Raw genomic sequence first — 24,696 nt, forward strand, 5'->3', positions numbered from 1 at the left:
CCTGGCGGACCCGGTGGGCCTGGTGCTGTTCCCGGCGGACCCGGTGGCGTTCCCGGCGGACCCGGTGGTGGACCTGGCGCTCCTGGTGCACCCGGCGGGCCTGGCGCCCCGGGGCGGCCCGGGGTGGCTCCGCGTCCCGGTGTGCCTGGTGGGCCCGGTGGGCCGGGCGCCCCTGCGGGACCTGGTGGCCCCAGTGGGCCCGGCGGCCCTGGCGGACCGGGTGCTCCTGGTGGACCGAGTAGTCCCGGCGGACCGAGCACTCCTGGCGGCCCCGGCGGCCCCGGCGGGCCGGGCCGACCTAGTCGGCCGGGCGGGCCCGGCGGCCCCAGTGGGCCGGGCGGACCTGGTGGACCCGGTGGGCCTAGCGGCCCCGGTGGACCTGGCGGGCCCAGCGGTCCCGGCGGACCTGGTGGACCTGGTGGACCTGGTGGGCCTGGTGGGCCTGGTGGGCCCGGTGGCCCCAGTGGGCCTAGCGGCCCTGGAGGACCTAGTGGGCCCGGCGGCCCCAGTGGGCCTGGCGGCCCTGGTGGGCCCGGCGGCCCTAGCGGGCCTGGCGGTCCGAGTGGCCCCAGCGGGCCTAGCGGCCCTGGTGGACCTGGCGGGCCTAGCGGCCCAGGAGGCCCCGGCGGGCCTAGTGGGCCCGGCGGCCCCGGCGGACCGGGTGGCCCCGGCGGGCCTGGCGGCGCCGGTGGGCCGGGCGGACCGGGCGGGCCGGGTGGCCCCGACGGTCCCGGTGGCCCGGGTGGACCCGGCGGCCCCGATGGTCCCGGCGGAACCGGCTCCGGCGGCCCCCAAGGGCCGGACAGTGGCCCCGGCGGTGCGTCCGCGGCTCCCGTCCGGATGGCTCCGCCCGCTCGGCGGCGTTCCTCCGGGGTGAACCTCGGGCCGCTGCCCGTGGCGAACCTTGTCGTGCTCGAGGTCGGGCTCGCGGTCGGGCTCGTCCTGCTCGCCATCGACATGTCGCTCAAGTACGTCGGGATCGGCGTTCTCGCCCTCGCCCTGATCATCGCTCTGCTGCGGTGGCGGGGCCGCTGGTTCACCCAGTGGGTCGGGCTGACGCTGCGGTACTCCTTCCGGTCCCACGACCGGGTGGCGAACCCGCTGCCGCCGAGCACGGTCGAGGAGCTGGCCGCCGAGGAAACCACCGTCACCGGGCCGGATGATGCCCGCGTGAACCTGCTGCGGATCGCCGTTCCGGACCTCGTTGTCGCGCACGGGGTCGACCACGAGCGGCAGCAGGTCGGGCTCGCCTGGAACGACGGCACCTGGACCGCGGTGCTGCTCGTCGAGCCCACGCCCGCGCTGATCACCCAGGCCGACGGGGCGCCGAGCCTGCCGCTTTCGGCGCTTGCGCCGTGCCTCGAAGACCGCGGTGTGGTCCTCGACTCGATCCAGATGATCTGGCACTGCTACCCCGGCAGCGCCGCGCTGCCGTCGGACTCGCCCGCGCTCAGCTCCTACATGGAGGTGCTGGGACCGCTGCCCGCGGCCGCCCGGCGCACGACGTGGGTTGCCATCCGGCTCGACCCGAAGCGGTGCCCGGCCGCTATCCGGGAACGCGGCGGCGGTGTCGTCGGCGCCCACCGTGCGCTCATCGGCGCGCTTTCGCGGGTGCGCAACGCCCTGGAGTCGCAGGGTGTGCCGACGCGGCCGCTCGACCCGGACGAGCTGCTGCGGGCGAGCATTTCGGCCGCCGAGCTGACCGCCGTCGCCGGGTCGGCCACCAAGGTGACCTTGCAGGAACGGTGGTCCGGGGTGACCGCGGCAGGCATCGGGCACGCGAGCTACGCCATCACCGGCTGGCCGAAGGGCAAGATCACCGGCAGCCTGAACGCGCTGACCAGCGTCCGCGCGCTGTCGGCGACACTCGCGATGTCGATCTCCCCGGCGTCCGACGAAGGCAAGATCGGGCTGCGTGGCGTGGTCCGGCTGAGCGCGCGCAACCCGCGTGAGCTCGACGCCGCCGACCAGCGGCTGCAGAGCCTGTCCGAGCGGCTGGGGGTGGACCTGACGCCGCTGCGCGGGCTGCAGGTCTCCGCGTTCGCCGCGACGCTGCCGATCGGAGGTACGGCATGAGTTCCCGCGTCCGCGACGCCGGGCAGAACACCGGTGTGGCGCCGGAGTTCACGGTGGACCCCGCGATGCTCGACGCGATCAGCCCGTCGGGCGACCGCGGCGGCATCGTGCTCGGCTCGGGGCTCAAGGGCGAGCCGCTGACGATCTCGGCGCTGCGCTCGACGCCGACGCGCATCGTGCTCGTGGGCGGGCTGTACCTGGCCCGCCAGGTGGCGATGCGCGCGATGGCGGTCGGCGCGTGGGTCGTGGTCGCGACGGGACGGCCGGCGGCCTGGCAGGTGCTGTCGCAGGCCGCGGGCAGCCGCGACGGACGGCCGTCGCCGCTGGTGCAGATCCGCCGCCTGTCGCCGGTCGAGCTGCCGCGGCCGTCGGAGGACGCGCCGCTGCTGGTCGTGACCGACGGCGGCCCGACCCCGCAGGACCTGTTCCCGCCCCGCTCGCCGTGGCAGACGACGGTGTACGTGCTCCCGTACCTGCACCCGCAGGCGGGCGCGACGGCCAACGCGGCCGACCTGGTGCTGATGCAGCGCCTCCCGGCGGGCCAGGCCGAGCTGGCGGCCCGCCTCTGGCGCCTCCCGCCCCAGATGATGCGTCAGCTGACGACGTTGAAGGACGACCAGGTGGTGGCACTGGGCCGCAACCTCTGGCGGCCCCTGCGCCTGGTGACGACGGGCAAGGAGCAGCAGCTCCTCGGCCCGGTCCGCCGCGGCGACTGACCCGTCATGAACGACTCTTTCATGGCGTCTGACGTCATGAAAGAGTCGTTCATGACATCGGGGTACGGACGTTCCTCGTCTGTTCGGCCCGCGCGGCCAGCTCGGAGTCCGGCGGGTAGTCCACGCCGAGCAGGGTGAGGCCGTGGGCCGGGGCCACCGCGCTGTCGCGGATGCCGCTCTCCAGCACCTTCGCGGGCCAGCTGTCCGTGCGGCGGCCGTCGCCGACCAGCAGGAGGACGCCGACCAGGCTGCGGACCATCGAGTGGCAGAACGCGTCCGCCGAGACGCGGACCTCCAGCAGGTGCTCGTCCACCCGCGTCCACTCCAGGTGCTGCAGCTCGCGGATCGTCGTGCCCGTGTCGCGCTGCTTGCAGTACGCCGCGAAGTCGTGCAGGCCCAGCAGTTCCGCCGCCGCGGCGTTCATCGCGTCCGTCGACAGTGGACGGTTCCAGGCCAGGGTGTCGTGGCGGCGCAACGGGTCCACGCCCCACGGCGCGTCCGAGACGCGGTAGCGGTAGTGACGGCGGATCGCCGAGAACCGCGCGTCGAACCCATCGGGCGCGACCCGGGCGCTCAGCACCCGGACGTCACCCGGCAGCAGGCGGTTCCAGCGGCCCGTCATGCGGGTCAGGTCCGGGATGCCCTCGGGGGACACGGGAATCCGCCCTGAGGGCGCGGAAAGGGGCACCACGTCGACGTGCACCACCTGGCCGGTCGCGTGCACCCCGGCGTCCGTGCGGCCTGCCACGACGACGGACTTCGGCACGGCGGCCCCGGGCGGCTGCTTCTGCAGGGCCTCCTCCAGGACGCCCTGGACCGTCCGGCGACCCGGCTGGCGGGCCCAGCCCGAGAAGTCCGTGCCGTCGTAGGAGACGTCCAGGCGCAGACGAACGAGCCCGCCCTCCCCAGCGGGAGTGGCGGGCTCGTCCGGTGTCGAATCGGCCGTCAGGACGTCAGTCCTTCTTGGCGTCCGCGTCGTCCGAAGCCGGAGCCTCGGTCTCGGCGGCGGTCTCCTCGGCCTTGGCCTCCTCGGCCGGAGCCTCGGTGGTCTCCTCGGTCGAGGTGGTCTCCTCGGCGGCCGGAGCGGCAGCCTTGGCCTCGTCCTTGGCGAACTTCGTCTTGCGAGCGCGCTCGGCTTCCGAAGTCACCGTCTTCTCGGCCACCAGCTCGATGACGGCCATGGCGGCGTTGTCGCCCTTGCGCGGCACCGTCTTGGTGATCCGGGTGTAGCCACCCGCCCGCTCCGCGAAGTGCGGACCGATCTCGGCGAACAGCTTGTGCAGGACGTCCTTGTCACGGACGACCTTCTGCACCTGACGGCGGTTGTGCAGGTCGCCCCGCTTCGCCTTCGTGATCAGCTTCTCGGCCAGCGGACGGACCCGCTTCGCCTTCGCCTCGGTCGTCGTGATCTTGCCGTGCTCGAACAGCTGCGTGGCCAAGTTGGCCAGGATCAGCCGCTCGTGCGCGGACGACCCGCCGAGCCGGGCTCCCTTGGTAGGGGTGGGCATTGGTTCTCCTCGTTCAGCTCACAGCGTCCAGGCACGCGGCCTCAGAGCTGCTCGGTCTCTGCGTAGTCCTGGCCATCGTCGTGGCCGTCCGAAATCCCGTCGGCGATGCTGCCGACACCCTCCGACCAGCCTTCACCGTCGTAGCTGGCGGCCGCCGCGGTCGGGTCGAACCCGGGCGGGCTGTCCTTCAGCGCGAGGCCGAGGCCGACGAGCTTGAGCTTGACCTCGTCGATCGACTTGGCGCCGAAGTTGCGGATGTCGAGCAGGTCCGCCTCGCTGCGCGAGACCAGCTCGCCCACCGTGTGGATGCCCTCGCGCTTGAGGCAGTTGTACGACCGGACGGTGAGGTCCAGGTCCTCGATCGGCATCGCGTAGGCGGCGATGGTGTCCGCCTCCTGCGGCGACGGGCCGATCTCGATGCCCTCGGCGTCGACGTTCAGCTCGCGGGCGAGACCGAACAGCTCCACCAGCGTCTTGCCTGCCGACGCGACCGCGTCGCGCGGCGTGATCGACGGCTTGGTCTCGACGTCCAGGATCAGCTTGTCGAAGTCGGTGCGCTGCTCGACACGGGTGGCCTCGACCTTGTAGGTCACCTTCAGCACCGGCGAGTAGATCGAGTCGACCGGGATCCGGCCGATCTCCGCGCCCGCCTGCTTGTTCTGCAGGGCCGGAACGTAACCGCGGCCGCGCTCGACGACGAGCTCGATCTCGAGCTTGCCCTTGCCGTTCAGCGACGCGATGTGCAGGTCCGGGTTGTGCACGGTGACACCCGCCGGCGGCACGATGTCGGCCGCCGTGACCTCACCGGGGCCCTGCTTGCGCAGGTACATGGTGACCGGCTCGTCCTCTTCCGAGGAGACCACGAGCTCCTTGAGGTTCAGGATGATGTCGGTGACGTCTTCCTTCACCCCCGGAACGGTGGTGAACTCGTGCAGCACGCCGTCGATGCGGATGCTCGTCACGGCCGCGCCCGGGATGGACGACAGCAGCGTGCGCCGCAGCGAGTTGCCGAGCGTGTAGCCGAAGCCGGGCTCCAGCGGTTCGATGGTGAACCGGGAGCGGGTCTCGTTGACCGTCTCTTCGCCGAGAGCCGGCCGCTGGGAAATCAGCATTTCTTCCTAGTTCCTTTCCAGACGACGCCCGCCATATGACGTCGAAGGGATGGCGCGGCGGCGGCGCACTGTGGGCGCCGCCGCCCTGTGTCCGACGATGCCGGACTACTTCGAGTAGAGCTCGACGATCAGCTGTTCCTGGACCGGAACGTCGATCTGCGCACGCTCCGGCAGCTGGTGGACCAGCACGCGGAGGTTCGACGGCACGACCTGCAGCCAGGCCGGGACCGGACGCTCGCCGAAGGACTCCTTCGCCGCCACGAACGGCAGCATGGACATCGACTTCGGGCGGACGTCGATGATGTCCCACTTGGTGACCTGGAACGACGGGACGTTCACCTTCTGGCCGTTGACCAGGAAGTGGCCGTGGCTCACCAGCTGACGCGCCTGGCGGCGCGTGCGGGCGATGCCGGCGCGGTAGATCACGTTGTCCAGGCGGGACTCGAGGATCTGCAGCAGGTTCTCACCGGTCTTGCCCGGACGCCGGACGGCTTCCTTGTAGTACCGGACGAACTGACGCTCGAGAACGCCGTAGGTGTAGCGAGCCTTCTGCTTCTCCTGCGACTGCAGGAGGTACTCGGACTCCTTGATGCGCCCGCGGCCGTGCTGGCCCGGCGGGTAGGGGCGACGCTCGAAAGCCTGGTCGCCGCCGATGAGGTCAACCTTGAGGCGACGCGAGATACGCGTCGCGGGGCCGGTGTAACGAGCCATTTCTTCTTACTCCTCCCCGTTCCTCAGACCCGGCGCCGCTTGGGCGGGCGGCAGCCGTTGTGAGGCTGCGGGGTCACGTCCTGGATGGTGCCGACCTCGAGGCCGGCCGCCTGCAGCGAGCGGATCGCCGTCTCGCGGCCCGAACCCGGGCCCTTCACGAAGACGTCGACCTTCTTCATGCCGTGCTCGGCAGCCTTGCGGGCGGCGTTCTCGGCGGCCATCTGCGCGGCGAACGGGGTGGACTTACGGGAGCCCTTGAAGCCCACGTGACCACTCGACGCCCACGCGATCACGGCACCGGTCGGGTCCGTGATCGAGACGATGGTGTTGTTGAAGGTGCTCTTGATGTGCGCGTGACCGTGCGCGACATTCTTCTTTTCCTTGCGGCGGACCTTCTTGGCCCCCGCCGCGGTACGAGACTTCGGTGGCATGTTCTGAGGGTTCTCCTGTTAGCGCGCGTTGTTCTGGTGAGCGGCAACCGCTTCGGCCTGACCGCGCCGGATGATCGAACCGGCGTCGGTGTACAGGTTGCGGAGCGCCATCGGGCGGGCGTAGAGCGCCTTGGGCGAGACACAAGCCGAGCCGCGGCGGTGGACGCCGCCCATCCGCACGACCTTCTTGCCCTGGACGCTCACTTCTTGCCAGCCTTCTTCTTGCCGGCGACCGTCTTCTTCGGACCCTTGCGGGTGCGGGCGTTCGTCTTGGTCCGCTGACCACGGACGGGAAGTCCGCGGCGCCAGCGAAGGCCCTCGTAGCACCCGATCTCGATCTTCCGACGGATGTCGGCGTTCACCTCACGGCGCAGGTCACCCTCGACCTTGAAGTTCTCTTCGATGTACGTACGCAGCTTGGCGAGGTCGTCATCGCTGAGGTCTTTGACGCGGGTGTCCGCGTTGATCTCGGCAGCCGCGATGAGCTGCTTCGAGCGGGTACGGCCGATGCCGTAGATGTAGGTGAGCGCGATCTCCACCCGCTTCTCGCGGGGAAGGTCCACGCCAGCGAGTCGTGCCATGGGCGCTGATGCTCCTTCTTCGGTTTCTTCTTCAGGTCTGCTCCCCGTCCGGTTCCGGGACCGACTCGCCTGTCGTGCCCTCGGCTTGCGCTTCGGGTGTCCCGGCCCCGGCCTGAAGTCCGGGGGTGAACCGGTTCACTCGCGTGAACCGGCAGGTGCGGGGAGGTGGGTAAAGCCGTCAATCCACTCTGGTCGAGTGCTTGGCGATCAGCCCTGCCGCTGCTTGTGCCGCAGGTTCTCGCAGATCACCATGATCCGGCCGTGACGGCGGATCACCTTGCACTTGTCGCAGATCTTCTTGACGCTCGGCTGGACCTTCACGTCTTCTGCTCTCCTGCTTGTGAGCTGCTCTTCGTGATCACTTGTAGCGGTAGACGATGCGACCACGAGAGAGGTCGTAGGGCGAGAGCTCCACGACAACCCTGTCCTCCGGCAGGATGCGGATGTAGTGCTGCCGCATCTTGCCGCTGATGTGTGCCAGGACCTTGTGACCGTTCTCCAACTCGACGCGGAACATCGCGTTGGGGAGCGGCTCGACTACGCGGCCTTCGACCTCGATGGCCCCGTCTTTCTTCGCCATGTCCTCCGCATTTCCTTGGTCGACACTCGCCTGTCGCTACACTGTGTGATCACGATGAGCACTAGTGCTGGGTTGGGTGTTGCACCGGCACACTGGTGCCCGAGTCCCAAGACCGTGAATTCACGAGCGCGCAGGATCCGGGCGCGATAAGTGCGCCGACTTGACAGTGTACGCAACCCGTGTCGTGACCCCCAAACCGGGGGTGACCATGGTAGGAGATCACCGTGTGCCTGCGCCACCAAAGGGTGAAAGCGCAGGTCAGGCGTCGTCTTCCGGAGCCGTGAGGACCCAGGGGCCGTCTTCGGTGATCGCGACGGTGTGCTCCCAGTGGGCCGCGCGCGAGCCGTCGGCCGTGACGACCGTCCAGCCGTCGTCCAGCTCGCGGGTCTCGCCGCCGCCGCCGGTCAGCATCGGCTCGATCGCCAGCGCCATGCCCGGCTTCAGCCGCGGGCCCTTGCCCGGCTTGCCGACGTTGGGCAGGAACGGGTCCATGTGCATCTGGCGGCCGATGCCGTGCCCGCCGTACTCGACGATCATCCCGTACTCGACGCCGTCGTCGCGGCCCGCGCGTTCGGCGGCCGACTGGACGGCGTAGGAGATGTCGGTGAGCCGGCCGCCGGCGGTGACCGCCTCGATGCCCGCCCACATCGCCGCCTCGGTCGCCGCGGACAGCGCCAGGTCGGCGTCGGAGACCTTGCCGATGGCCAGCGTGACGGCGGAGTCGCCGTGCCAGCCGTCGAGGATCGCCCCGCAGTCGACCGAGATGATGTCGCCGTCGGCCAGCACCTGGGTCTTCGCCGGGATGCCGTGGACGATCTGCTCGTTCACCGACGCGCAGATCGACGCCGGGAAGCCGTGGTAGCCCTTGAACGACGGCACCGCGCCGGCGTCCCGGATCGTCTGCTCGGCCAGCTCGTCGAGCTCGGCGGTGCTGACGCCCGGGGCCGCCGCGGCGCGGACGGCCGCGAGCGTGCGGGCCACGACCAGGCCCGCCGCACGCATGGCTTGCAGCTCGCCGGGGGTCTTGACTTCGATCATGCGCCCACGGCGGAGCACTTGCAGAACACGCAGTCCTCCGAGGTTCACGTGCGGTCGCGCAGCGCTTCCAGCACCCGGCCGGAGATCTCCTCGACACTGCCGACGCCGTCGACGGTGACCAGGATGTCGGCGTAGTACTCGAGCAGCGGGGCGGTGTCCGACACGTAGATCTGCTGACGGCGGCGGATGACCTCTTCGGTGTCGTCCGCGCGGCCACGCGACATGAGCCGCGTGACGACGACGTCCTCCGGCACCTGCAGCTGGATCACCGCGTCGAGCGAGGCGTCCGAGTCGCTCAGGATCTCGCCGAGGACCTCCGCCTGCTTGGTGTTGCGGGGGAAGCCGTCGAGCAGGAAGCCCGCCTTCGCGTCCGGCTCGGCGAGCCGCTCGCGGACCATCTCGTTGGTCACCGAGTCGGGCACGAGCTCGCCCGAGTCCAGGTAGCGCTTCGCCTCCTGGCCGAGCGGGGTCTCCTGGCCGACGTGCGCGCGGAACAGGTCACCGGTGGAGATGTGCGGGATGCGCAGCTGCTCGGACAGGGCCACCGCCTGTGTGCCCTTGCCCGCACCGGGCGGGCCGACGAGAACCAGGCGTGTCACTTCAGGAACCCTTCGTAGTTGCGCTGCATCAGCTGGCTTTCGATCTGCTTCACGGTGTCGAGGCCGACACCGACCATGATCAGCACAGCCGTGCCACCGAACGGGAAGTTCTGGTTGTTCCCGCTCCCGGTCACCGACAGGAAGAAGTTCGGGAGGATCGCGATGATGCCCAGGTACAGCGAGCCGGGCAGGGTGATCCGGCCCAGCACGAAGCTCAGGTACTCCGCGGTCGGGCGGCCGGGGCGGATGCCCGGGATGAAGCCGCCGAACTTCTTCATCTCCTCCGCACGCTCGTCCACGTTGAACGTGATCGTGATGTAGAAGTACGTGAAGAAGATGATCAGGCCGAAGTACAGCGCGATGTGCACCCAGCTGGACTGGTTCACGATGTAGTTCCGGATGAACACCTGCCAGCCGGAGTTGCTGTTCTGGTCGCCGACGAGACGGCTGATCAGGTCCGGCAGGTACAGCAGCGACGAGGCGAAGATGACCGGGATGACACCGGCCTGGTTCACCTTGATCGGCAGGTAGGTCGACGTGCCGCCGTACATCCGGCGGCCGATCATGCGCTTGGCGTACTGCACCGGGATCCGGCGCTGGCCCTGCTCGACGAAGATGACGCTGGCGATGATCACCAGGCCGAAGACGCAGACGATCGCCAGGCCGACGCCACCGGCGTTGCTGAGGATGTTGCCGCCCTCGACCGGGATGCGCGCGGCGATGTTCAGGAAGATCAGGACGGACATGCCGTTGCCGACACCGCGCTCGGTGATCAGCTCGCCCAGCCACATCATGACGGCGGTGCCCGCGGTCATGGTGATGACGATCAGGGCCAGCGAGTAGACGCTGTTGTCCGGGATGATCGGCTGGTCGCAGTCGGGGAAGAGCTGCTTGCGGTCCGCGAGCGCGACCACGCCGGTGGCCTGCAGGATCGCGAGCGCGATCGTCAGGTACCGGGTGTACTGGGTCAGCTTGCCCTGGCCGGACTGCCCTTCCTTCTTCAGCTCCTCGAACCGCGGGATGACCACGGTGAGCAGCTGGATGATGATGCTCGCCGTGATGTACGGCATGATGCCGGTCGAGAAGAGCGACAGCTGCAGCAGCGCACCACCGCTGAACAGGTTCAGCAGCTGGTAGACGCCCTCCTGCTGCGCCTGGGCGCCGCACGCCTGCACGGCGGCGTACGAGATGCCCGGGGCCGGAATGGTCGCACCGATTCGGTAAACCGCGACGATGGCTAGCGTGAACAGGATCTTCTTGCGTAGATCCGGCGTCGCGAGAGCCGAGCGGAAGGCGCTGAGCACGCGGGGGACCTCCTCGGCGTCGTCGGCTGTCCTAACCGACGATCGGCTTGGCCGGCCACGGGGACCGGCGGGAACACACAGCACTACTGGCACGCAAGCCAGGAACGCTTCGGGGCACACTCGTCCCGAAGCGTGTCGCCGACTCTAACAGCTTCACAGGGCGTGTCCGCAGTCCGTGTGCGTTTTCCGTACCAAGGTTGCTCCGGCGGGTTGATCCACATCGCCGGGTTGGCCGTATTCCTTGACAGGAAGTGGATCAGGCGTTCGACGTCGCGAGCACGCCGGCCAGGCCGACGAAGACCACGCCGGTCCCCCGGTCGACGGTGCGCCGGGCCCGCGCGGAGAGCCTGATCGTCCGCACCAGAGCCCCGGCGAGGACGTAGGTGGCGCCGGCGAGGAACTCGGCGGGCAGGTAGACCGCGCCCAGCAGCGCGATCTGGCCAGGAAAGGGCCCGTGAGCTGCGTCGGCGAACTGCGGGACGAAGGCGGTGAAGATCAGGATCGCCTTCGGGTTGGTGATCGCGACGCCGAACTCCTTGCGGGTGATCTGCCACCCGGTCGTGGGAGCCGACGGCAGCTCAGGGGTGGTGGTGTTCCCCCGGAAGGTGGACCAGAGCAGGCGCAGGCCGAGGTAGAGCAGATAGGCGGCGCCGGCCCACTTGATGATCGTCAGCGCGGTCTCGGACGCGGCCAGCAGCTGCCCGAGCCCGGCGGCGACGGCGGCGATCAGCAGGGTGAAGGCGGCCAGCCGCCCGGTCAGCCCGGCGAGGCCGCGGCGAACACCGTGCGTCATGCCGTTGTGGAGGCCGAGCAGGTTGTTCGCGCCCGGCGTAAGTGCGATGAGCACGGAAGCCCCGAAGAAGACCAGCAGCCACGACACGTCTCTACGGTAGCGGCGGCCGGGGCTCCTCGTCGTCCGGCGGCAGGACGGTGATGGCCACCCCGGAGGGCGGCGTCGGGGTGTCGGCGTAGGCGAGGGAGGGATCGGACCAGCCGGGCCGCCGGAACGGCAAGTAGGCGACGACGGCCGCGACGGCGGCCAGGACGGTGGCGACGATCAGCAGCCACATCCCGGCGGCGGTAACGGTGTCGAGGCCGTCGGTGTCCCCGGCGAAGGTGAGTTCGAACCGGTTCATCCCGACGGTGAAGACGACCCCGGCGGTGAAGACGGCGCTCGCCCCGACCAGCCACCGCCCGAGTTCCCGCCCCGGCCGCGAGAGCGCCGCGACGGCCGCGACGACGAGCAGGACGACCGCGGCGACGAGCGGAATCCCGAAGGGCACCCCGGCCCGTTCGACGGCTTCCTGGCCGGGGACCTGCATGGTGACGCCCCAGGCGGTCTCGGTGACGACCAGGTGACCGTCGACGAACTGCCGGAGCCGGTCCTCGACCTGGAAGAGCGGTAGGAGGAGGCCGCCGACGGTCAGCAGGGCGGCCAGGAGGTGCAGGGCGGGCGGGGCGAAGCGGAGGAGAGCGGCGGGTCTGGGTGCTTCGGGCGCCGGGGGCGCGGGTGTGCCGGGGTGCTGGGGCGGTGCGGTGGGCAGGGGCGGCAGTTCCGCGACGGGGTAGGGCAGCTGGGCTGCGTTCGCGGATAGGGCTGGGTTGGCGGGGAAGGACTGCGCGCCGGGAGGTGGCGGGCCGGGAGTGGGCGGCTGGGCGGGCTCCGGCGCGAAGGAGTTCGCGGCGGGAGGTGGCTCGATGCTTGCGGGCCGGGGAGCCTCCACGGGAAAGCTCAACGGCGAGGCCGTCTCCCCGGGCCGAGCGATCCCTGGCTCAGTGCCGCGAAGCGAGCCCGCATCCGCGGGCCGGGGCGCCTCCACCGGAAAGTTCAACGGCGAGGCCGTCTCCGCGGACCGGGGCGCCTCCACCGGGAAGGCCAACGGCGACTCCCCTGGCGCCGGACTCGTGTCCGCGAGCCGCGGGGCCTCCACCGGGAAGTTCAACGGGGAGGCGTCGGGCTGCGGTCCGGGGTCCTGCGACGGTTTGTCCACCCTGTGATCCTCCGTCCGGATTCCCGTCGCGGCAAGGAACCGGTCAGTCGTGCTCCGGCGGCAGCACGGTGATCACGACTCCAGACGGTGGCGTCTCGGTGTCGGCCGGACCTGCCTTCGCGCCGGATCTGCCGAATCTCAGCGCCGCGGCCAGCACAGCCGCCACAACCGCCGCGATCAGCAGCCACGTTCCGGCCAGCGGGGTCGTCTCCGCGCGGAGCCGGCCGGACGTCAGGGCGCGGCCCATGCCCAGCAGCGCGATCGTGCACACCGCTCCCGCCAGGAAGGCCGCTCCGGCCAGCGTTGTGCGGCCCGGTGCCTCGCCCGGCCTGCCGATCGCCGCCTGGCGGATGGACAGGACCATCGCTGCCAGGAGGATCGCCGCGGCCAGCAGGAGGGAGAGGCCGATCGGCGGGGTCGGTGCGCTGATTTCGTCCTGGCCCGGGACCGACATGCTTGCCTGCCAGGCGCCCTGGACCAGGTACGCCGTCCCCGACGACGAGTCCGTGCCCGCGGGCTCCTCGGTGCGGAACAACGGCAGGAACGTGCCCACGACCGTCAGGGCCAGCGCCAGCGCGCTGAATGCGGGGCTCAGGACGCGGCGAGCGGTGAAGTTCACCCCGACGATCCTTCCGGCACGCAGAGACCGCCACAAGCGCCGAAAAGGCCCGCCTGGCTGGGCCAGGCGGGCCTTTCGAAAGCAGAAGACACTCAGTTGGTGGTGGCCGAACCGCCGGCCGCCTCGAGCTTCTCCTTGGCGGAACCCGAGAACGCGTCCGCCGTGATGTCCAGCTTGACGCCGTTCACGTCGCCGTTGCCGAGGACCTTCACCAGCTGGCCCTTGCGGACCAGGCCGGCCTTGACGAGCTCCTCGGCGCCCAGCTTGCCGCCGTCCGGGAAGACGCGGGCGATGTCGCCCACGTTCACCGGCTGGTACTCGGTGCGGAAGCGGTTCTTGAAGCCGCGGAGCTTCGGGAGCCGCATCTGGATGGGCATCTGCCCACCCTCGAACCGGGCAGGCACGTTCTTCCGGGCCTTGGTGCCCTTCGTACCGCGGCCTGCCGTCTTGCCCTTCGAACCCTCACCACGGCCCACGCGGATCTTGTCGCGCTTGGCGCCCGGAGCCGGACGCAGGTGGTGGATCTTGATGGCCGTCATGCCTTGACCTCCTCGACCTCCACCAGGTGGCGGACGGTGTGGATCAGGCCGCGCAGCTGGGGAGTGTCTTCACGCACGACGCTCTGGCGGATCTTGCGCAGCCCGAGGGTGCGCAGCGACTCGCGGTGAGCGTGCTTCGTGCCGATCTTGCTCTTGACCTGGGTGACCTTGAGCTGAGCCATGAGATCAGACCCCCTGGCCGGCACGCTGGCGCAGCATCCGGGCCGGAGCGACGTCCTCGAGCGGCAGGCCACGGCGGGCCGCCACCTCCTCGGGACGCTGCAGGCCCTTCAGGGCCGCCACGGTCGCGTGCACGATGTTGATCGCGTTGTCGGAGCCGAGCGACTTCGACAGCACGTCGTGGACACCGGCGCACTCCAGCACCGCGCGGACCGGGCCACCGGCGATGACGCCGGTACCGGCCGACGCCGGACGGAGCAGCACCACACCGGCGGCCTCCTCACCCTGGACCGGGTGCGGGATGGTGCCGGCGACGCGGGGAACGCGGAAGAAGTTCTTCTTCGCTTCCTCGACGCCCTTGGCGATGGCCGCGGGAACTTCCTTGGCCTTGCCGTAGCCGACGCCGACCTGACCGTCGCCGTCGCCGACGACCACCAGGGCGGTGAAGCTGAAGCGACGACCACCCTTGACGACCTTGGCGACGCGGTTGATCGTCACGACCTTCTCGAGGTGCGGGGTCTTGTCCTGGGCCGCCCCGCCACGGCCGCTGTCGCGCCGGTCGCGGCGGTCGCGACGGTCACCGCGGTCGTTGCCGCCCTGCCCGCCGGGTCCACCCTGGCCGCCGCCGAATTGCCGTGTACGTCCCGGCATCAGGCTTTCCTTCCGTTAACAAGCTTCTGCATCGTCAGAACTCCAACCCCGCCTCACGGGCGGCGTCGGCGAGCGCGGCGATGCGGCCGTGGTAGGCGTTGCCCCCACGGTCGAACACCACAGCCGAGATCCCGGCGTTCTTGGCACGCGCGGCGACGAGCTCCCCGACCTTGGCGGCCTTGGCCTTCTTGTCGCCCTCCAGCGCCCGCACGTCCGCCTCGAGGGTGGACGCCGACGCCAGCGTGTGGCCGGCGAGGTCGTCGATGACCTGCACGGCGATGTGCCGCGAGGACCGCTTGACGACCAGGCGCGGACGCTGGTCCGTGCCCGAAACCTTCTTGCGGAGGCGGAAGTGCCGACGGGCCTTCGCGACGCGGCGGCGGGTCGAGATGTCCTTGCCCACCGGCTTGCGCTTCGTAGTCGTGTCGCTCATGATCACTTACCCGTCTTTCCGACCTTGCGGCGGATCTTCTCACCCTCGTACCGCAGGCCCTTGCCCTTGTACGGGTCCGGGCGCCGCAGCCGGCGGATGACCGCCGAAATCTGGCCGACCTTCTGCTTGTCGATGCCGGACACCGAGAACCGGGTCGGGCTCTCCACCTTGAAGGTGATGCCTTCCGGAGCCTCGATCTTCACCGGGTGCGAGTAGCCGAGGGCGAACTCGAGGTCCGAGCCCTTGGCCTGCACGCGGTAACCGACGCCGTGGATTTCGAGCTTCTTCTCGTAGCCCGCGGTCACACCCACGACGAGGTTGTTCACCAGCGTCCGGGTGAGCCCGTGCAGGGCCTTGCTGGTGCGCTCGTCGTCCGGGCGCTTGACCAGCAGCGAGCCGTCCTCGTCGCGCTCGACCGTGATCGGCTCGGCGATGGTGTGCTCCAGGGTGCCCTTGGGCCCCTTGACCTTGATGTGCTGACCGTCGATGGTCACCTCGACCCCGGAAGGGACGGCGACCGGCAGCTTTCCGATGCGTGACATGCCTGTACCCCCTTCCTTACCAGACGTAGGCGAGGACTTCGCCGCCCACGCTGTTGCGCTTGGCCTGCCGGTCGGTCTGCAGGCCCGAGGACGTCGAGATGATCGCGATGCCCAGGCCGCCGAGCACGGACGGCAGTTCGGTCGATTTTGCGTAGACCCGCAGACCGGGCTTGGAGACGCGCCGCAGGCCGGCGATGCTCCGCTCACGGTTGGGGCCGTACTTGAGCTCGACGACGAGGTTCTTGTGCTTCTCGCCCGGCTCGTCGTGGTAGCCCGCGATGTAGCCCTCGCGCTTGAGGATCTCGGCGATGTTCGCCTTGAGCTTCGAGTGCGGAAGCTTGACCTCGTCGTGGTACGCCGAGTTCGCGTTACGCAGACGCGTCAAGAAGTCTGCGATGGGGTCGGTCATCGTCATGGTGACCTGTCAACCTTTCTCGCCCTGGTTCCCCGCCCGCCGGAGCGGGCGGGGCCTGTGGCGAAGTGGAATTTTTAGAAGCTCTTACCAGCTGGACTTGCGGACGCCGGGCAGCTCGCCCGCGTGCGCCATCTCGCGAAGGCAGATCCGGCAGAGCCCGAACTTGCGGAACACGGCGTGCGGGCGGCCGCACCGCTGGCAGCGGGTGTAGGCGCGCACGGCGAACTTCGGCTTCTTCGCGGCCTTGTGGACCAGTGCTTTCTTGGCCATCGGCTCAGTTCTCCTTGAACGGGAAGCCGAGCTTGCGCAGCAGCGCCCGGCCCTCGTCGTCGTTCGTGGCGGTCGTGACGACGGTGACGTCCATGCCGCGCGGGCGGTCGATGGAGTCGGGGTCGATCTCGTGGAACATCGACTGCTCGTTGAGACCGAAGGTGTAGTTGCCGTGGCCGTCGAACTGCTTCGGCGAAAGACCGCGGAAGTCGCGGATACGCGGCAGCGCGATGGTCAGCAGCCGGTCGAGGAACTCCCACATGCGGTCGCCGCGCAGCGTGACGCGCGCGCCGATCGGCTGGCCTTCACGCAGCTTGAACTGCGCGATCGACTTGCGGGCCTTCCGGATCTCCGGCTTCTGGCCGGTGATCGCGGCGAGGTCGCGGACCGCGCCCTCGATCAGCTTGCTGTCACGGGCGGCGTCGCCGACACCCATGTTCACGACGACCTTCACCACGTCCGGGATCTGGTGGACGTTGGTGAACGAGAACTCCGCCTGCAGCTGGCCCTTGATCTCGTCGCGGTAGCGCACCTTGAGGCGCGGCGCGATCTTCTCTGCGGTGGTCATCAGATGTCCTTACCGTTCCGGCGCGAGATCCGGACCTTCTTGCCGTCCTCGCCGATGCGGTAACCCACCCGGGTCGGCTTGCCGTCCGAGTCGACGACCATCACGTTCGAGACGTGGATGGGCGCCTCCTGCGTGACGATGCCGCCGGACTGCGCACCGCGCTGGGTCTGGGTGATCCGCGTGTGCTTCTTGATCCGGTTCACGCCCTCGACCAGCACCCGCTGACGCTCCGGGTAAGCCTGGATGACCTTGCCCTTGGCGCCCTTGTCCTTGCCGGCGATGACGACGACCGTGTCGCCCTTCTTCACCTTCATCACAGCACCTCCGGCGCGAGCGAAATGATCTTCATGAACTTTCGGTCGCGCAGCTCGCGGCCCACGGGGCCGAAGATGCGGGTGCCGCGGGGCTCGTTGTCGTTCTTGATGAGCACGGCGGCGTTCTCGTCGAACCGGATGTAGGAACCGTCCGGACGACGACGCTCCTTGACCGTGCGGACGATGACGGCCTTGACGACGTCGCCCTTCTTCACCCCGGCAGCCGGGATGGCGTCCTTCACGGTGGCGACGATGATGTCGCCGATGCCGGCGTAGCGCCGCCCTGAGCCACCGAGAACGCGGATGCAGAGGATTTCCTTCGCACCCGTGTTGTCGGCTACCCGAAGCCGCGACTCCTGCTGGATCACGTCAACTCCTGTATGTCGCGCCGGTTCTCGCCCGACGAGCGAGCCTTGCGGAACTAAGGACTCCGGAGAGCCCTGCTTACTTGGCCTTCTCCACGATCTGCACCAGGCGCCAGCGCTTCGTCGCCGACAGCGGGCGGGTCTCCATCAGGGTGACCCGGTCGCCCACGCCCGCCTCGTTGTTCTCGTCGTGCACCTTCACCTTGGAGGTGGTGCGGACGACCTTCGAGTACCGGGGGTGCTTCTTGCGGTCCTCGAGCTCGACCACGATCGTCTTGTTCATCTTGTCCGAGACGACGTAGCCCTCGCGGACCTTGCGGTCGTTCCGGGCCGGCGTCTCGGTGGTGGGCTCGCTCATGCGGCACCTTCACTCTCGGCGTCGGGGGCAACGGACAGGCCGAGTTCGCGCTCGCGCATGACCGTGTAGATCCGCGCGATGTCCGTCCGGACCGTGCGCAGACGGCGGTTGTTGTCGAGCTGCCCGGTCGCCATCTGGAAGCGGAGGTTGAACAGCTCCTCCTTGTATTCCTTCAGACGCAGGACGAGCTCTTCCGCGGTGAGCTCACGCAGCTCCGATGCCTGGGCGGCACCTGCCTTCGCCATCAGAACTCACCACCTTCACGGGTAACGATGCGGCACTTCATGGGCAGCTTGTGGATCGCGCGACGGAGCGCCTCGCGGGCGGTCTCCTCGTTCGGGAACGAGATCTCGAACATGACGCGGCCCGGCTTCACGTTGGCGATCCACCACTCGGGCGAACCCTTACCGGAACCCATCCGGGTCTCGGCCGGCTTCTTGGTCAGCGGGCGGTCCGGGTAGATGGTCGTCCACACCTTGCCACCACGCTTGATGTGACGGGTCATGGCGATACGAGCGGACTCGATCTGCCGGTTCGTCACGTAGCTGTGCTCAAGCGCCTGGATGCCGTACTCGCCGAAGTTGACCTTCGTGCCACCCTTGGCGGCGCCGTGGCGCTTCGGGGAGTGCTGCTTCCGGTGCTTGACCCTGCGCGGGATGAGCACGTCTCAGCCCTCCGTCTTTTCTGCGGTCTCGGTGGCCGGGGCCGCCTCGGTGGCGGCAGCGGCGGCACGGCCGGCTTCGGTCGAGGTGGCGGTCGTGCCCGACGCGCCGGAACGACGCGGGCGGGACGGCCGGTCGCTGCGCTCGCGACGCGGCGCACGCTCGGCGGCGTCGCGGGCCTCGCGGGCCTTCAGGCCACCGACCAGCTCACCCTTGTAGATCCACACCTTGACGCCGATGCGGCCGAAGGTCGTCTTGGCCTCGAAGAAGCCGTAGTCGATGTCGGCGCGCAGCGTGTGCAGCGGGACCCGGCCGTCGCGGTAGTGCTCGGAGCGGGACATCTCGGCACCGCCGAGACGGCCACCGCACTGCACGCGGATGCCCTTGACCTGCGGCGAGCGCATGGAGGTCTGGATCGCCTTCCGCATCGCGCGGCGGAACGCCACGCGGTTGGACAGCTGCTCCGCGACCGCCTGGGCGACGAGCTGAGCGTCGGCCTCGGGGTTCTTGACCTCGAGGATGTTCAGCTGGACCTGCTTCTTGGTCAGCTTCTCCAGCGCGCCGCGGATGCGGTCGGCCTCCGCGCCGCGGCGGCCGATGACGATGCCCGGCCGGGCGGTGTGGATGTCGACGCGGACGCGGTCACGGGTGCGCTCGATCTCGACCTTGGAGATGCCCGCGCGCTCCATGCCGGTGGCCAGGAGCTTGCGGATCTTGACGTCCTCGGCCACGTACTCGGCGTACTGCTTGTCGGCGTACCAGCGCGACTTCCAGTCCGTGGTGATACCCAGGCGGAAACCGTGCGGGTTGATCTTCTGGCCCACTACCGGCCACCTGCCTTCTTGTTGCTCTTCTTCTCCGCGGGGCGGGACTCGACCACGACCGTGATGTGGCTGGTCCGCTTGCGGATCCGGTAAGCGCGGCCCTGGGCACGCGGACGGATGCGCTTGAGGGTCGGGCCCTCGTCGGCCGTCGCGGACTTGATCCAGAGCGTCTCCGGGTCCAGCTGGAGGTTGTTCTCGGCGTTGGCCGCCGCGCTGGCGATGACCTTCGCGAGCGGGGTGCTGGCCGCCTGCGGCGCGAACCGGAGCACGGCCAAGGCCTCGCTGACGCTACGACCCTTGACGAGCTCGATCACCCGGCGCACCTTGGTCGGCGAGTCCCGGACGAAACGAGCCCGCGCGACGGCCGTCGGCAGTTCCTCTGCCGTGGCCGCGTTGGACTGGGCGTTCATCTGCTTCCCTTAACTGTCTCGTGCCCGCTCAGCGGCGGCGCGACTTGCGGTCGTCCTTGATGTGGCCCTTGAAGGTCCGCGTCGGGGCGAACTCGCCCAGCTTGTGACCCACCATCGCCTCGGTGACGAACACCGGGACGTGCTTGCGGCCGTCGTGCACCGCGATCGTGTGACCCAGGAAGTCCGGGATGATCGTGGAGCGGCGGGACCAGGTCTTGATGACCGTCTTCTTGCCCGATTCGTTCAGCGCGTCCACCTTCTTGAGCAGGTGGTCGTCCACGAACGGGCCCTTCTTAAGGCTGCGTGGCATGTGCTTCTACCTCCCTGCTCAGCGCTTCTTGCCGGTACGCCGGCGGCGGACGATGAGGGCGTCGGACGCCTTGCGGCGACGCGTGCGGCCCTCGGGCTTACCGTTCGGGTTGACCGGGTGGCGACCACCGGAGGTCTTGCCCTCACCACCACCGTGCGGGTGGTCGACCGGGTTCATGACGACACCACGGACCGTGGGGCGCTTGCCGCGCCAGCGGTTACGGCCCGCCTTGCCCCAGTTGATGTTGGCGTGCTCGGAGTTGCCGACCTCGCCGACCGTGGCGCGGTTGCGCACGTCCACGTTGCGGATCTCGCCCGAGGGGAGCCGCAGCTGGGCGTACGGCCCGTCCTTCGCGACCAGCTGGACGCGGGCGCCGGCGGAGCGCGCCATCTTCGCGCCGCCACCGGGGCGGAGCTCGATCGCGTGCACCACGGTGCCGACGGGGATGTTGCGCAGCGGCAGGTTGTTGCCCGGCTTGATGTCGGCGCGCGGGCCGTTCTCGACGGTGTCGCCCTGCTTCAGCTTGTCCGGCGCGATGATGTAGCGCTTCTCGCCGTCGGCGTAGTGCAGCAGCGCGATGCGCGCGGTGCGGTTGGGGTCGTACTCGATGTGCGCGACCTTGGCCGGGATGCCGTCCTTGTCGTGGCGACGGAAGTCGATGACGCGGTAAGCACGCTTGTGGCCGCCACCCTTGTGCCGGGTGGTGATCTTGCCGGACGAGTTACGACCGCCGGAGCCGCTCAGCGGACGCAGCAGCGACTTCTCCGGAGTGGAGCGGGTGATCTCGGCGAAGTCCGAGACGCTCGAACCGCGACGACCCGGGGTCGTCGGCTTGTACTTGCGGATGCCCATTGTCAGCTCAGTCCTTTACGCGGTGGGTCCGCCGAAGATCTCGATCGCCTTGCTCTCGGGCGAAAGAGTCACGATGGCGCGCTTGGTGTCCTTGCGCTTGCCGAAGCCGGCGCGAGTCCGCTTCCGCTTGCCCTGGCGGTTGGCCGTGTTGACGCTGACCACCTTGACGCCGAACACCTTCTCGACCGCGATCTTGATCTGGGTCTTGTTGGCGTCCGGGCGGACGATGAACGTGTACTTGTGGTCCTCGAGCAGCCCGTAGGACTTCTCGGAGATGACCGGCGCGAGCAGGATGTCGCGGGGGTCCGGAATGGCGACCGAACTCACTTCTCGTCACTCCCTTCCGTGACCTCGCCCGACCGCGCGGAAGCCTTCACGGCCTTGCCGCGGACGGGGCCGGCGACGAACGCGTCGTACGCGGCCTTGGTGAACACGACGTCGTCGTTGACCAGCACGTCGTAGGTGTTGAGCTGGTCGGCCCAGAGCAGGTGCACCTCGGGCAGGTTCCGCAGGGAAACCCAGCTCAGCTCGTCGTCCCGGTGCAGCACCACGAGCACGCGCTTCGCGGCCGTGACGGCGGCGAGGGCGGCCTTGGCGGCCTTGGTGGACGGCTTCTCGCCGGTCACCAGCTCGGTGATGACGTGCAGCTGGCCGGCGCGCGCCCGGTCGGAGAGGGCGCCACGCAGGGCGGCGGCCTTCATCTTCTTCGGGGTGCGCTGGGTGTAGTCGCGCGGCGTGGGGCCGTGCACGACGCCACCACCGGCGAACTGCGGCGCGCGGGTCGAGCCCTGGCGGGCGCGACCGGTGCCCTTCTGCCGGTACGGCTTCTTGCCACCACCGCGGACTTCACCGCGGGTCTTGGTGTCGTGCGTGCCCTGGCGCGCGGCGGCCTGCTGGGCCACCACGACCTGGTGCATCAGCGCGACGTTGGCCTGCACGTCGAAGATCTCCTCGGGGAGATCGACCGTGCCGTCGGCTTTACCGGCCGGGGTCTTCAGCTCGACGCTTGTCATTCGGAGTTACCACCCTTCGCGGCGCTGCGCACGAACAGCAGGCCGCCCTTGGGACCGGGCACGGCGCCCTTGATCAGCAGCAGGCCGTCCTCGGCACGCACGGCGTGCACGGTCAGGTTCTGCGTGGTGACCCGGTCGTTGCCCATCCGGCCCGCCATGCGCAGGCCCTTGAAGACGCGGCCGGGGGTGGCGCAGCCACCGATCGAACCCGGCTTGCGGTGCACGGCCTGGGCACCGTGGCTCGCGCCCTGGCCCTTGAAGCCGTGGCGCTTCATGACACCCGCGTAGCCCTTGCCCTTGCTGGTGCCGGTCACGTCGACCTCGACGCCGGCGGCGAACACCTCGGCGGTGATCTCCTGGCCGACCTCGTAGGTCTCGGCGTCGGTGGTGCGCAGCTCGGCGAGGAACCGGCGCGGGGTCACGCCCGCCTTGTCGAAGTGGCCGGTGCGCGGCTTGTTCACCTTGCGCGGGTCGACCGCGCCGAACGCCAGCTGCACGGCCGCGTAGCCGTCCTTGTCCTGGGTCCGAACCTGGGTGACCACGTTCGGACCGGCCTTCACGACGGTGACCGGGACAACCCGGTTCTGCTCGTCGAAGACCTGGGTCATGCCGAGCTTGGTGCCCAGGATGCCCTTCACTTGCCTGTCAGACATGAGTCTCTTATCTCCGCCGCTCGCCCAACGCTTACTGGATGTTGACGTCGACGCTCGCCGGCAGGTCGATGCGCATGAGCGCGTCGACCGTCTTCGGCGTCGGGTCGAGGATGTCGATCAGACGCTTGTGCGTGCGCATCTCGAAGTGCTCGCGCGAGTCCTTGTACTTGTGCGGCGAGCGGATGACGCAGTAAACGTTCTTCTCGGTGGGCAGCGGCACCGGCCCGACAACCCGGGCGCCGGTGCGCGTGACCGTCTCCACGATCTTGCGCGCCGAGGTGTCGATCGCCTCGTGGTCGTAGGCCTTGAGCCGGATGCGGATCTTCTGTCCCGCCATGGTGGCTGCTCGTTCCTTGTCGTCTCGTGCCGCTATCTCACAAACCCGGCCCGGTGTCTCCACCCTGGCGTGGGTTTCCGCAGTTCAACGGCCCTGTCCCCGGTCCACGCGGTCGGGCGTGTCGCGCCCGACGCACAGACGGATCCCGCGGGATCGTCGTCTTGCCTGGTCTTCCTCAACGTGAGGAGGCTATGAGCCGGCTGACCGCCTCACTGCCCTTGCCCGCTCGCCTCACCCGAAGGAAAGAGCTCCGCGGACCGTGGCCACTCGCACCGGAGCGGCCGGACCCTCTCGAGGAAACCTCGAAGGGATCGGCCGCCCCAGGACGAGCAACCTGAATAGTGTCGCACACGTGATTTGACGCCCCGAACCCGGGGGTGTATTGCCCCGGGCCGGGGCGCCGAATCACTTGATGATCTTGGTGACCTGGCCCGCGCCGACGGTCCGGCCACCCTCACGGATGGCGAAGCGCAGACCCTCGTCCATCGCGACCGGCTGGATCAGCTGGACCGAGATGTCGGTGTTGTCGCCCGGCATGACCATCTCGGTGCCCTCGGGGAGGGTCACGACGCCGGTCACGTCGGTGGTGCGGAAGTAGAACTGCGGGCGGTAGTTGTTGAAGAACGGGGTGTGACGGCCACCCTCGTCCTTCGACAGGATGTAGACCCGGCCCTCGAAGTCGGTGTGCGGGGTGGTGGTGCCCGGCTTCACGACGACCTGGCCGCGCTCGACGTCCTCGCGCTTGATGCCGCGGAGCAGGAGGCCGACGTTGTCGCCCGCCTGGCCCGAGTCGAGCAGCTTGCGGAACATCTCGACACCGGTGACCGTGGTCTTGGTCGACTTCTCGCGGATACCCACGATCTCGACCTCTTCGTTCACGTTGACCTGACCGCGCTCCACGCGACCGGTCACGACGGTGCCGCGGCCGGTGATGGTGAAGACGTCCTCGATCGGCATCAGGAACGGCTTGTCGAGCTCACGCACCGGGTCCGGCACGTTGTCGTCGACGGCGGTCATCAGCTCGAGAACGGCCTGGGCCCACTTCTCGTCGCCCTCGAGGGCCTTGAGGCCCGACACGCGCACGACCGGGGCGTCGTCGCCCGGGAACTCCTGCGAGGACAGCAGCTCGCGGACCTCCAGCTCGACGAGCTCGAGGATCTCCTCGTCGTCGACCATGTCGGCCTTGTTCAGCGCGACGACGATGTACGGCACGCCGACCTGGCGGGCGAGCAGCACGTGCTCACGGGTCTGCGGCATCGGGCCGTCGGTCGCGGCGACCACCAGGATCGCGCCGTCCATCTGGGCGGCACCGGTGATCATGTTCTTGATGTAGTCCGCGTGACCGGGGGCGTCGACGTGCGCGTAGTGACGCTTCTCGGTCTGGTACTCGACGTGCGAGATGTTGATCGTGATGCCGCGCTGCTTCTCTTCGGGCGCGTTGTCGATCTGGTCGAACGCCCGCGCCTCGTTGAGCTCGGGGTACGCGTCGTGCAGAACCTTGGTGATCGCCGCGGTCAGCGTGGTCTTGCCGTGGTCGACGTGACCGATGGTGCCGATGTTGACGTGCGGCTTGCTCCGCTCGAACTTCGCCTTCGCCACTGGAATGTCCTCCTGGACTGATTTCGCTTTGTGCTCACGGGGCAGCGTGGCTGCCGCCCCGTGCTGTGTTTGACGCCGCCTCCGCGGGAAAGAGTACGTCGGCGGATTCCTTCGTCGGTGCTGCGGACGTTCAGG

The 24,696-nt window shown here is 69.3% G+C and carries 40 protein-coding genes; 3 read left to right on the top strand and 37 right to left on the bottom strand.

What is annotated here, in order from left to right:
* The first annotated feature begins 22 nt into the window (after positions 1 to 22).
* The 3 genes from ABJI51_RS28315 to ABJI51_RS28325 are packed head-to-tail and all read left to right on the top strand — an operon-like array spanning position 23 to position 2,792.
* Positions 23 to 877 carry a collagen-like domain-containing protein gene (locus tag ABJI51_RS28315; RefSeq protein ID WP_348954096.1) on the top strand — a complete coding sequence of 285 codons (855 nt, stop codon included), beginning with the start codon at positions 23 to 25 and terminating at the stop codon, positions 875 to 877.
* Entirely contained in the window at positions 841 to 2,076 is a 1,236-nt protein-coding gene (gene eccE / locus ABJI51_RS28320; protein WP_348954097.1) for a type VII secretion protein EccE, read from the top strand. Before ABJI51_RS28315 ends, eccE begins: the two co-directional genes overlap by 37 nt.
* Positions 2,073 to 2,792 carry a hypothetical protein gene (locus tag ABJI51_RS28325; protein ID WP_348954098.1) on the top strand — a complete coding sequence of 240 codons (720 nt, stop codon included), beginning with the start codon at positions 2,073 to 2,075 and terminating at the stop codon, positions 2,790 to 2,792. The genes eccE and ABJI51_RS28325 overlap by 4 nt, the downstream gene beginning before the upstream one ends.
* 49 nt (positions 2,793 to 2,841) lie before the next feature.
* On the opposite strand, the gene truA is transcribed toward ABJI51_RS28325, so the two are convergent.
* The 37 genes from truA to tuf form a co-directional block, all read right to left on the bottom strand.
* On the bottom strand, positions 2,842 to 3,672 hold the full coding sequence (gene truA / locus ABJI51_RS28330) for a tRNA pseudouridine(38-40) synthase TruA (RefSeq protein ID WP_348954333.1): 831 nt from the start codon (positions 3,670 to 3,672) through the stop codon (positions 2,842 to 2,844).
* A gap of 73 nt (positions 3,673 to 3,745) precedes the next feature.
* Positions 3,746 to 4,300, bottom strand: coding sequence for a 50S ribosomal protein L17 (gene rplQ, locus ABJI51_RS28335; RefSeq protein ID WP_348954099.1), 555 nt, complete (start codon positions 4,298 to 4,300; stop codon positions 3,746 to 3,748).
* Between the two features lie 41 nt (positions 4,301 to 4,341).
* The gene (locus ABJI51_RS28340; RefSeq protein WP_091304679.1) at positions 4,342 to 5,412 is read right to left on the bottom strand and encodes a DNA-directed RNA polymerase subunit alpha; all 1,071 of its coding nucleotides are present in this window, start codon (positions 5,410 to 5,412) and stop codon (positions 4,342 to 4,344) included.
* Between the two features lie 105 nt (positions 5,413 to 5,517).
* Positions 5,518 to 6,123: a 30S ribosomal protein S4 gene (gene rpsD, locus ABJI51_RS28345; RefSeq protein WP_348954100.1), complete on the bottom strand. Its 606-nt coding sequence runs from the start codon at positions 6,121 to 6,123 to the stop codon at positions 5,518 to 5,520.
* Between the two features lie 23 nt (positions 6,124 to 6,146).
* Positions 6,147 to 6,554: a 30S ribosomal protein S11 gene (gene rpsK / locus ABJI51_RS28350; protein WP_004558885.1), complete on the bottom strand. Its 408-nt coding sequence runs from the start codon at positions 6,552 to 6,554 to the stop codon at positions 6,147 to 6,149.
* 18 nt (positions 6,555 to 6,572) lie between these two features.
* Entirely contained in the window at positions 6,573 to 6,758 is a 186-nt protein-coding gene (locus ABJI51_RS28355; RefSeq protein ID WP_348954101.1) for a hypothetical protein, read from the bottom strand.
* Positions 6,755 to 7,135 (bottom strand): 30S ribosomal protein S13, encoded by a 381-nt coding sequence (gene rpsM / locus ABJI51_RS28360; RefSeq protein ID WP_176173264.1) that lies wholly within the window; start codon positions 7,133 to 7,135, stop codon positions 6,755 to 6,757. Before rpsM ends, ABJI51_RS28355 begins: the two co-directional genes overlap by 4 nt.
* Positions 7,136 to 7,342: 207 nt before the next feature.
* Positions 7,343 to 7,456 carry a 50S ribosomal protein L36 gene (gene rpmJ / locus ABJI51_RS28365; protein ID WP_004558882.1) on the bottom strand — a complete coding sequence of 38 codons (114 nt, stop codon included), beginning with the start codon at positions 7,454 to 7,456 and terminating at the stop codon, positions 7,343 to 7,345.
* Between the two features lie 37 nt (positions 7,457 to 7,493).
* On the bottom strand, positions 7,494 to 7,715 hold the full coding sequence (gene infA, locus ABJI51_RS28370) for a translation initiation factor IF-1 (RefSeq protein ID WP_004558881.1): 222 nt from the start codon (positions 7,713 to 7,715) through the stop codon (positions 7,494 to 7,496).
* A 258-nt stretch (positions 7,716 to 7,973) separates the two neighbouring features.
* Positions 7,974 to 8,753, bottom strand: coding sequence for a type I methionyl aminopeptidase (map, locus tag ABJI51_RS28375; protein ID WP_348954102.1), 780 nt, complete (start codon positions 8,751 to 8,753; stop codon positions 7,974 to 7,976).
* Between the two features lie 44 nt (positions 8,754 to 8,797).
* Entirely contained in the window at positions 8,798 to 9,352 is a 555-nt protein-coding gene (locus ABJI51_RS28380; protein ID WP_348954103.1) for an adenylate kinase, read from the bottom strand.
* Positions 9,349 to 10,656 carry a preprotein translocase subunit SecY gene (gene secY / locus ABJI51_RS28385; RefSeq protein WP_348954104.1) on the bottom strand — a complete coding sequence of 436 codons (1,308 nt, stop codon included), beginning with the start codon at positions 10,654 to 10,656 and terminating at the stop codon, positions 9,349 to 9,351. Before secY ends, ABJI51_RS28380 begins: the two co-directional genes overlap by 4 nt.
* Before the next feature lie 256 nt (positions 10,657 to 10,912).
* The gene (locus ABJI51_RS28390) at positions 10,913 to 11,536 is read right to left on the bottom strand and encodes a LysE family translocator (protein ID WP_348954105.1); all 624 of its coding nucleotides are present in this window, start codon (positions 11,534 to 11,536) and stop codon (positions 10,913 to 10,915) included.
* Positions 11,537 to 11,540: 4 nt separating this feature from the next.
* On the bottom strand, positions 11,541 to 12,380 hold the full coding sequence (locus tag ABJI51_RS28395) for a hypothetical protein (protein ID WP_348954106.1): 840 nt from the start codon (positions 12,378 to 12,380) through the stop codon (positions 11,541 to 11,543).
* Between the two features lie 310 nt (positions 12,381 to 12,690).
* Complete coding sequence (locus ABJI51_RS28400; RefSeq protein WP_348954107.1) at positions 12,691 to 13,266, bottom strand: hypothetical protein; 576 nt, start codon at positions 13,264 to 13,266, stop codon at positions 12,691 to 12,693.
* Between the two features lie 92 nt (positions 13,267 to 13,358).
* Entirely contained in the window at positions 13,359 to 13,805 is a 447-nt protein-coding gene (rplO, locus tag ABJI51_RS28405) for a 50S ribosomal protein L15 (RefSeq protein ID WP_348954108.1), read from the bottom strand.
* Positions 13,802 to 13,987, bottom strand: coding sequence for a 50S ribosomal protein L30 (gene rpmD / locus ABJI51_RS28410; RefSeq protein WP_348954109.1), 186 nt, complete (start codon positions 13,985 to 13,987; stop codon positions 13,802 to 13,804). Before rpmD ends, rplO begins: the two co-directional genes overlap by 4 nt.
* Before the next feature lie 4 nt (positions 13,988 to 13,991).
* Positions 13,992 to 14,636, bottom strand: a complete 645-nt coding sequence (rpsE, locus tag ABJI51_RS28415) for a 30S ribosomal protein S5 (protein WP_204091695.1) — start codon at positions 14,634 to 14,636, stop codon at positions 13,992 to 13,994.
* Positions 14,637 to 14,670: 34 nt separating this feature from the next.
* Positions 14,671 to 15,069 (bottom strand): 50S ribosomal protein L18, encoded by a 399-nt coding sequence (gene rplR / locus ABJI51_RS28420; RefSeq protein WP_348954110.1) that lies wholly within the window; start codon positions 15,067 to 15,069, stop codon positions 14,671 to 14,673.
* Between the two features lie 2 nt (positions 15,070 to 15,071).
* A complete protein-coding gene (rplF, locus tag ABJI51_RS28425; RefSeq protein ID WP_348954111.1) occupies positions 15,072 to 15,611 on the bottom strand; it encodes a 50S ribosomal protein L6 in 540 nt (179 codons plus the stop codon).
* 16 nt (positions 15,612 to 15,627) lie between these two features.
* Complete coding sequence (gene rpsH, locus ABJI51_RS28430) at positions 15,628 to 16,026, bottom strand: 30S ribosomal protein S8 (protein WP_285456193.1); 399 nt, start codon at positions 16,024 to 16,026, stop codon at positions 15,628 to 15,630.
* An 84-nt stretch (positions 16,027 to 16,110) separates the two neighbouring features.
* Entirely contained in the window at positions 16,111 to 16,296 is a 186-nt protein-coding gene (locus ABJI51_RS28435; protein ID WP_004558870.1) for a type Z 30S ribosomal protein S14, read from the bottom strand.
* A 4-nt stretch (positions 16,297 to 16,300) separates the two neighbouring features.
* Positions 16,301 to 16,864 (bottom strand): 50S ribosomal protein L5, encoded by a 564-nt coding sequence (gene rplE / locus ABJI51_RS28440; RefSeq protein ID WP_348954112.1) that lies wholly within the window; start codon positions 16,862 to 16,864, stop codon positions 16,301 to 16,303.
* Positions 16,864 to 17,178 carry a 50S ribosomal protein L24 gene (gene rplX, locus ABJI51_RS28445; RefSeq protein WP_072474759.1) on the bottom strand — a complete coding sequence of 105 codons (315 nt, stop codon included), beginning with the start codon at positions 17,176 to 17,178 and terminating at the stop codon, positions 16,864 to 16,866. The genes rplE and rplX overlap by 1 nt, the downstream gene beginning before the upstream one ends.
* Positions 17,178 to 17,546 carry a 50S ribosomal protein L14 gene (rplN, locus tag ABJI51_RS28450; protein WP_004558867.1) on the bottom strand — a complete coding sequence of 123 codons (369 nt, stop codon included), beginning with the start codon at positions 17,544 to 17,546 and terminating at the stop codon, positions 17,178 to 17,180. Before rplN ends, rplX begins: the two co-directional genes overlap by 1 nt.
* Before the next feature lie 76 nt (positions 17,547 to 17,622).
* Positions 17,623 to 17,901, bottom strand: coding sequence for a 30S ribosomal protein S17 (gene rpsQ / locus ABJI51_RS28455; RefSeq protein ID WP_285456195.1), 279 nt, complete (start codon positions 17,899 to 17,901; stop codon positions 17,623 to 17,625).
* Positions 17,898 to 18,146, bottom strand: coding sequence for a 50S ribosomal protein L29 (gene rpmC, locus ABJI51_RS28460; protein WP_004558865.1), 249 nt, complete (start codon positions 18,144 to 18,146; stop codon positions 17,898 to 17,900). The genes rpsQ and rpmC overlap by 4 nt, the downstream gene beginning before the upstream one ends.
* Positions 18,146 to 18,565 (bottom strand): 50S ribosomal protein L16, encoded by a 420-nt coding sequence (gene rplP / locus ABJI51_RS28465; RefSeq protein ID WP_005166782.1) that lies wholly within the window; start codon positions 18,563 to 18,565, stop codon positions 18,146 to 18,148. Before rplP ends, rpmC begins: the two co-directional genes overlap by 1 nt.
* 3 nt (positions 18,566 to 18,568) lie before the next feature.
* Positions 18,569 to 19,387 (bottom strand): 30S ribosomal protein S3, encoded by an 819-nt coding sequence (gene rpsC, locus ABJI51_RS28470; protein ID WP_348954113.1) that lies wholly within the window; start codon positions 19,385 to 19,387, stop codon positions 18,569 to 18,571.
* On the bottom strand, positions 19,387 to 19,797 hold the full coding sequence (gene rplV, locus ABJI51_RS28475) for a 50S ribosomal protein L22 (RefSeq protein WP_072474762.1): 411 nt from the start codon (positions 19,795 to 19,797) through the stop codon (positions 19,387 to 19,389). Before rplV ends, rpsC begins: the two co-directional genes overlap by 1 nt.
* A 28-nt stretch (positions 19,798 to 19,825) precedes the next feature.
* Positions 19,826 to 20,107 carry a 30S ribosomal protein S19 gene (gene rpsS / locus ABJI51_RS28480; protein ID WP_003102083.1) on the bottom strand — a complete coding sequence of 94 codons (282 nt, stop codon included), beginning with the start codon at positions 20,105 to 20,107 and terminating at the stop codon, positions 19,826 to 19,828.
* Between the two features lie 18 nt (positions 20,108 to 20,125).
* Positions 20,126 to 20,959 carry a 50S ribosomal protein L2 gene (gene rplB / locus ABJI51_RS28485; RefSeq protein WP_348954114.1) on the bottom strand — a complete coding sequence of 278 codons (834 nt, stop codon included), beginning with the start codon at positions 20,957 to 20,959 and terminating at the stop codon, positions 20,126 to 20,128.
* A gap of 15 nt (positions 20,960 to 20,974) precedes the next feature.
* Complete coding sequence (gene rplW / locus ABJI51_RS28490; RefSeq protein ID WP_003102087.1) at positions 20,975 to 21,286, bottom strand: 50S ribosomal protein L23; 312 nt, start codon at positions 21,284 to 21,286, stop codon at positions 20,975 to 20,977.
* On the bottom strand, positions 21,283 to 21,972 hold the full coding sequence (gene rplD, locus ABJI51_RS28495; protein ID WP_348954115.1) for a 50S ribosomal protein L4: 690 nt from the start codon (positions 21,970 to 21,972) through the stop codon (positions 21,283 to 21,285). Before rplD ends, rplW begins: the two co-directional genes overlap by 4 nt.
* The gene (gene rplC, locus ABJI51_RS28500; protein ID WP_348954116.1) at positions 21,969 to 22,625 is read right to left on the bottom strand and encodes a 50S ribosomal protein L3; all 657 of its coding nucleotides are present in this window, start codon (positions 22,623 to 22,625) and stop codon (positions 21,969 to 21,971) included. The genes rplD and rplC overlap by 4 nt, the downstream gene beginning before the upstream one ends.
* 31 nt (positions 22,626 to 22,656) lie before the next feature.
* Positions 22,657 to 22,962: a 30S ribosomal protein S10 gene (gene rpsJ, locus ABJI51_RS28505; protein WP_003102098.1), complete on the bottom strand. Its 306-nt coding sequence runs from the start codon at positions 22,960 to 22,962 to the stop codon at positions 22,657 to 22,659.
* A gap of 405 nt (positions 22,963 to 23,367) precedes the next feature.
* On the bottom strand, positions 23,368 to 24,561 hold the full coding sequence (tuf, locus tag ABJI51_RS28510) for an elongation factor Tu (protein WP_348954117.1): 1,194 nt from the start codon (positions 24,559 to 24,561) through the stop codon (positions 23,368 to 23,370).
* Positions 24,562 to 24,696: the final 135 nt, after the last annotated feature.

Origin of the sequence: Amycolatopsis melonis, from assembly GCF_040064235.1 — a bacterium.
Classification (GTDB): Bacteria; Actinomycetota; Actinomycetes; order Mycobacteriales; family Pseudonocardiaceae; genus Amycolatopsis; species Amycolatopsis melonis.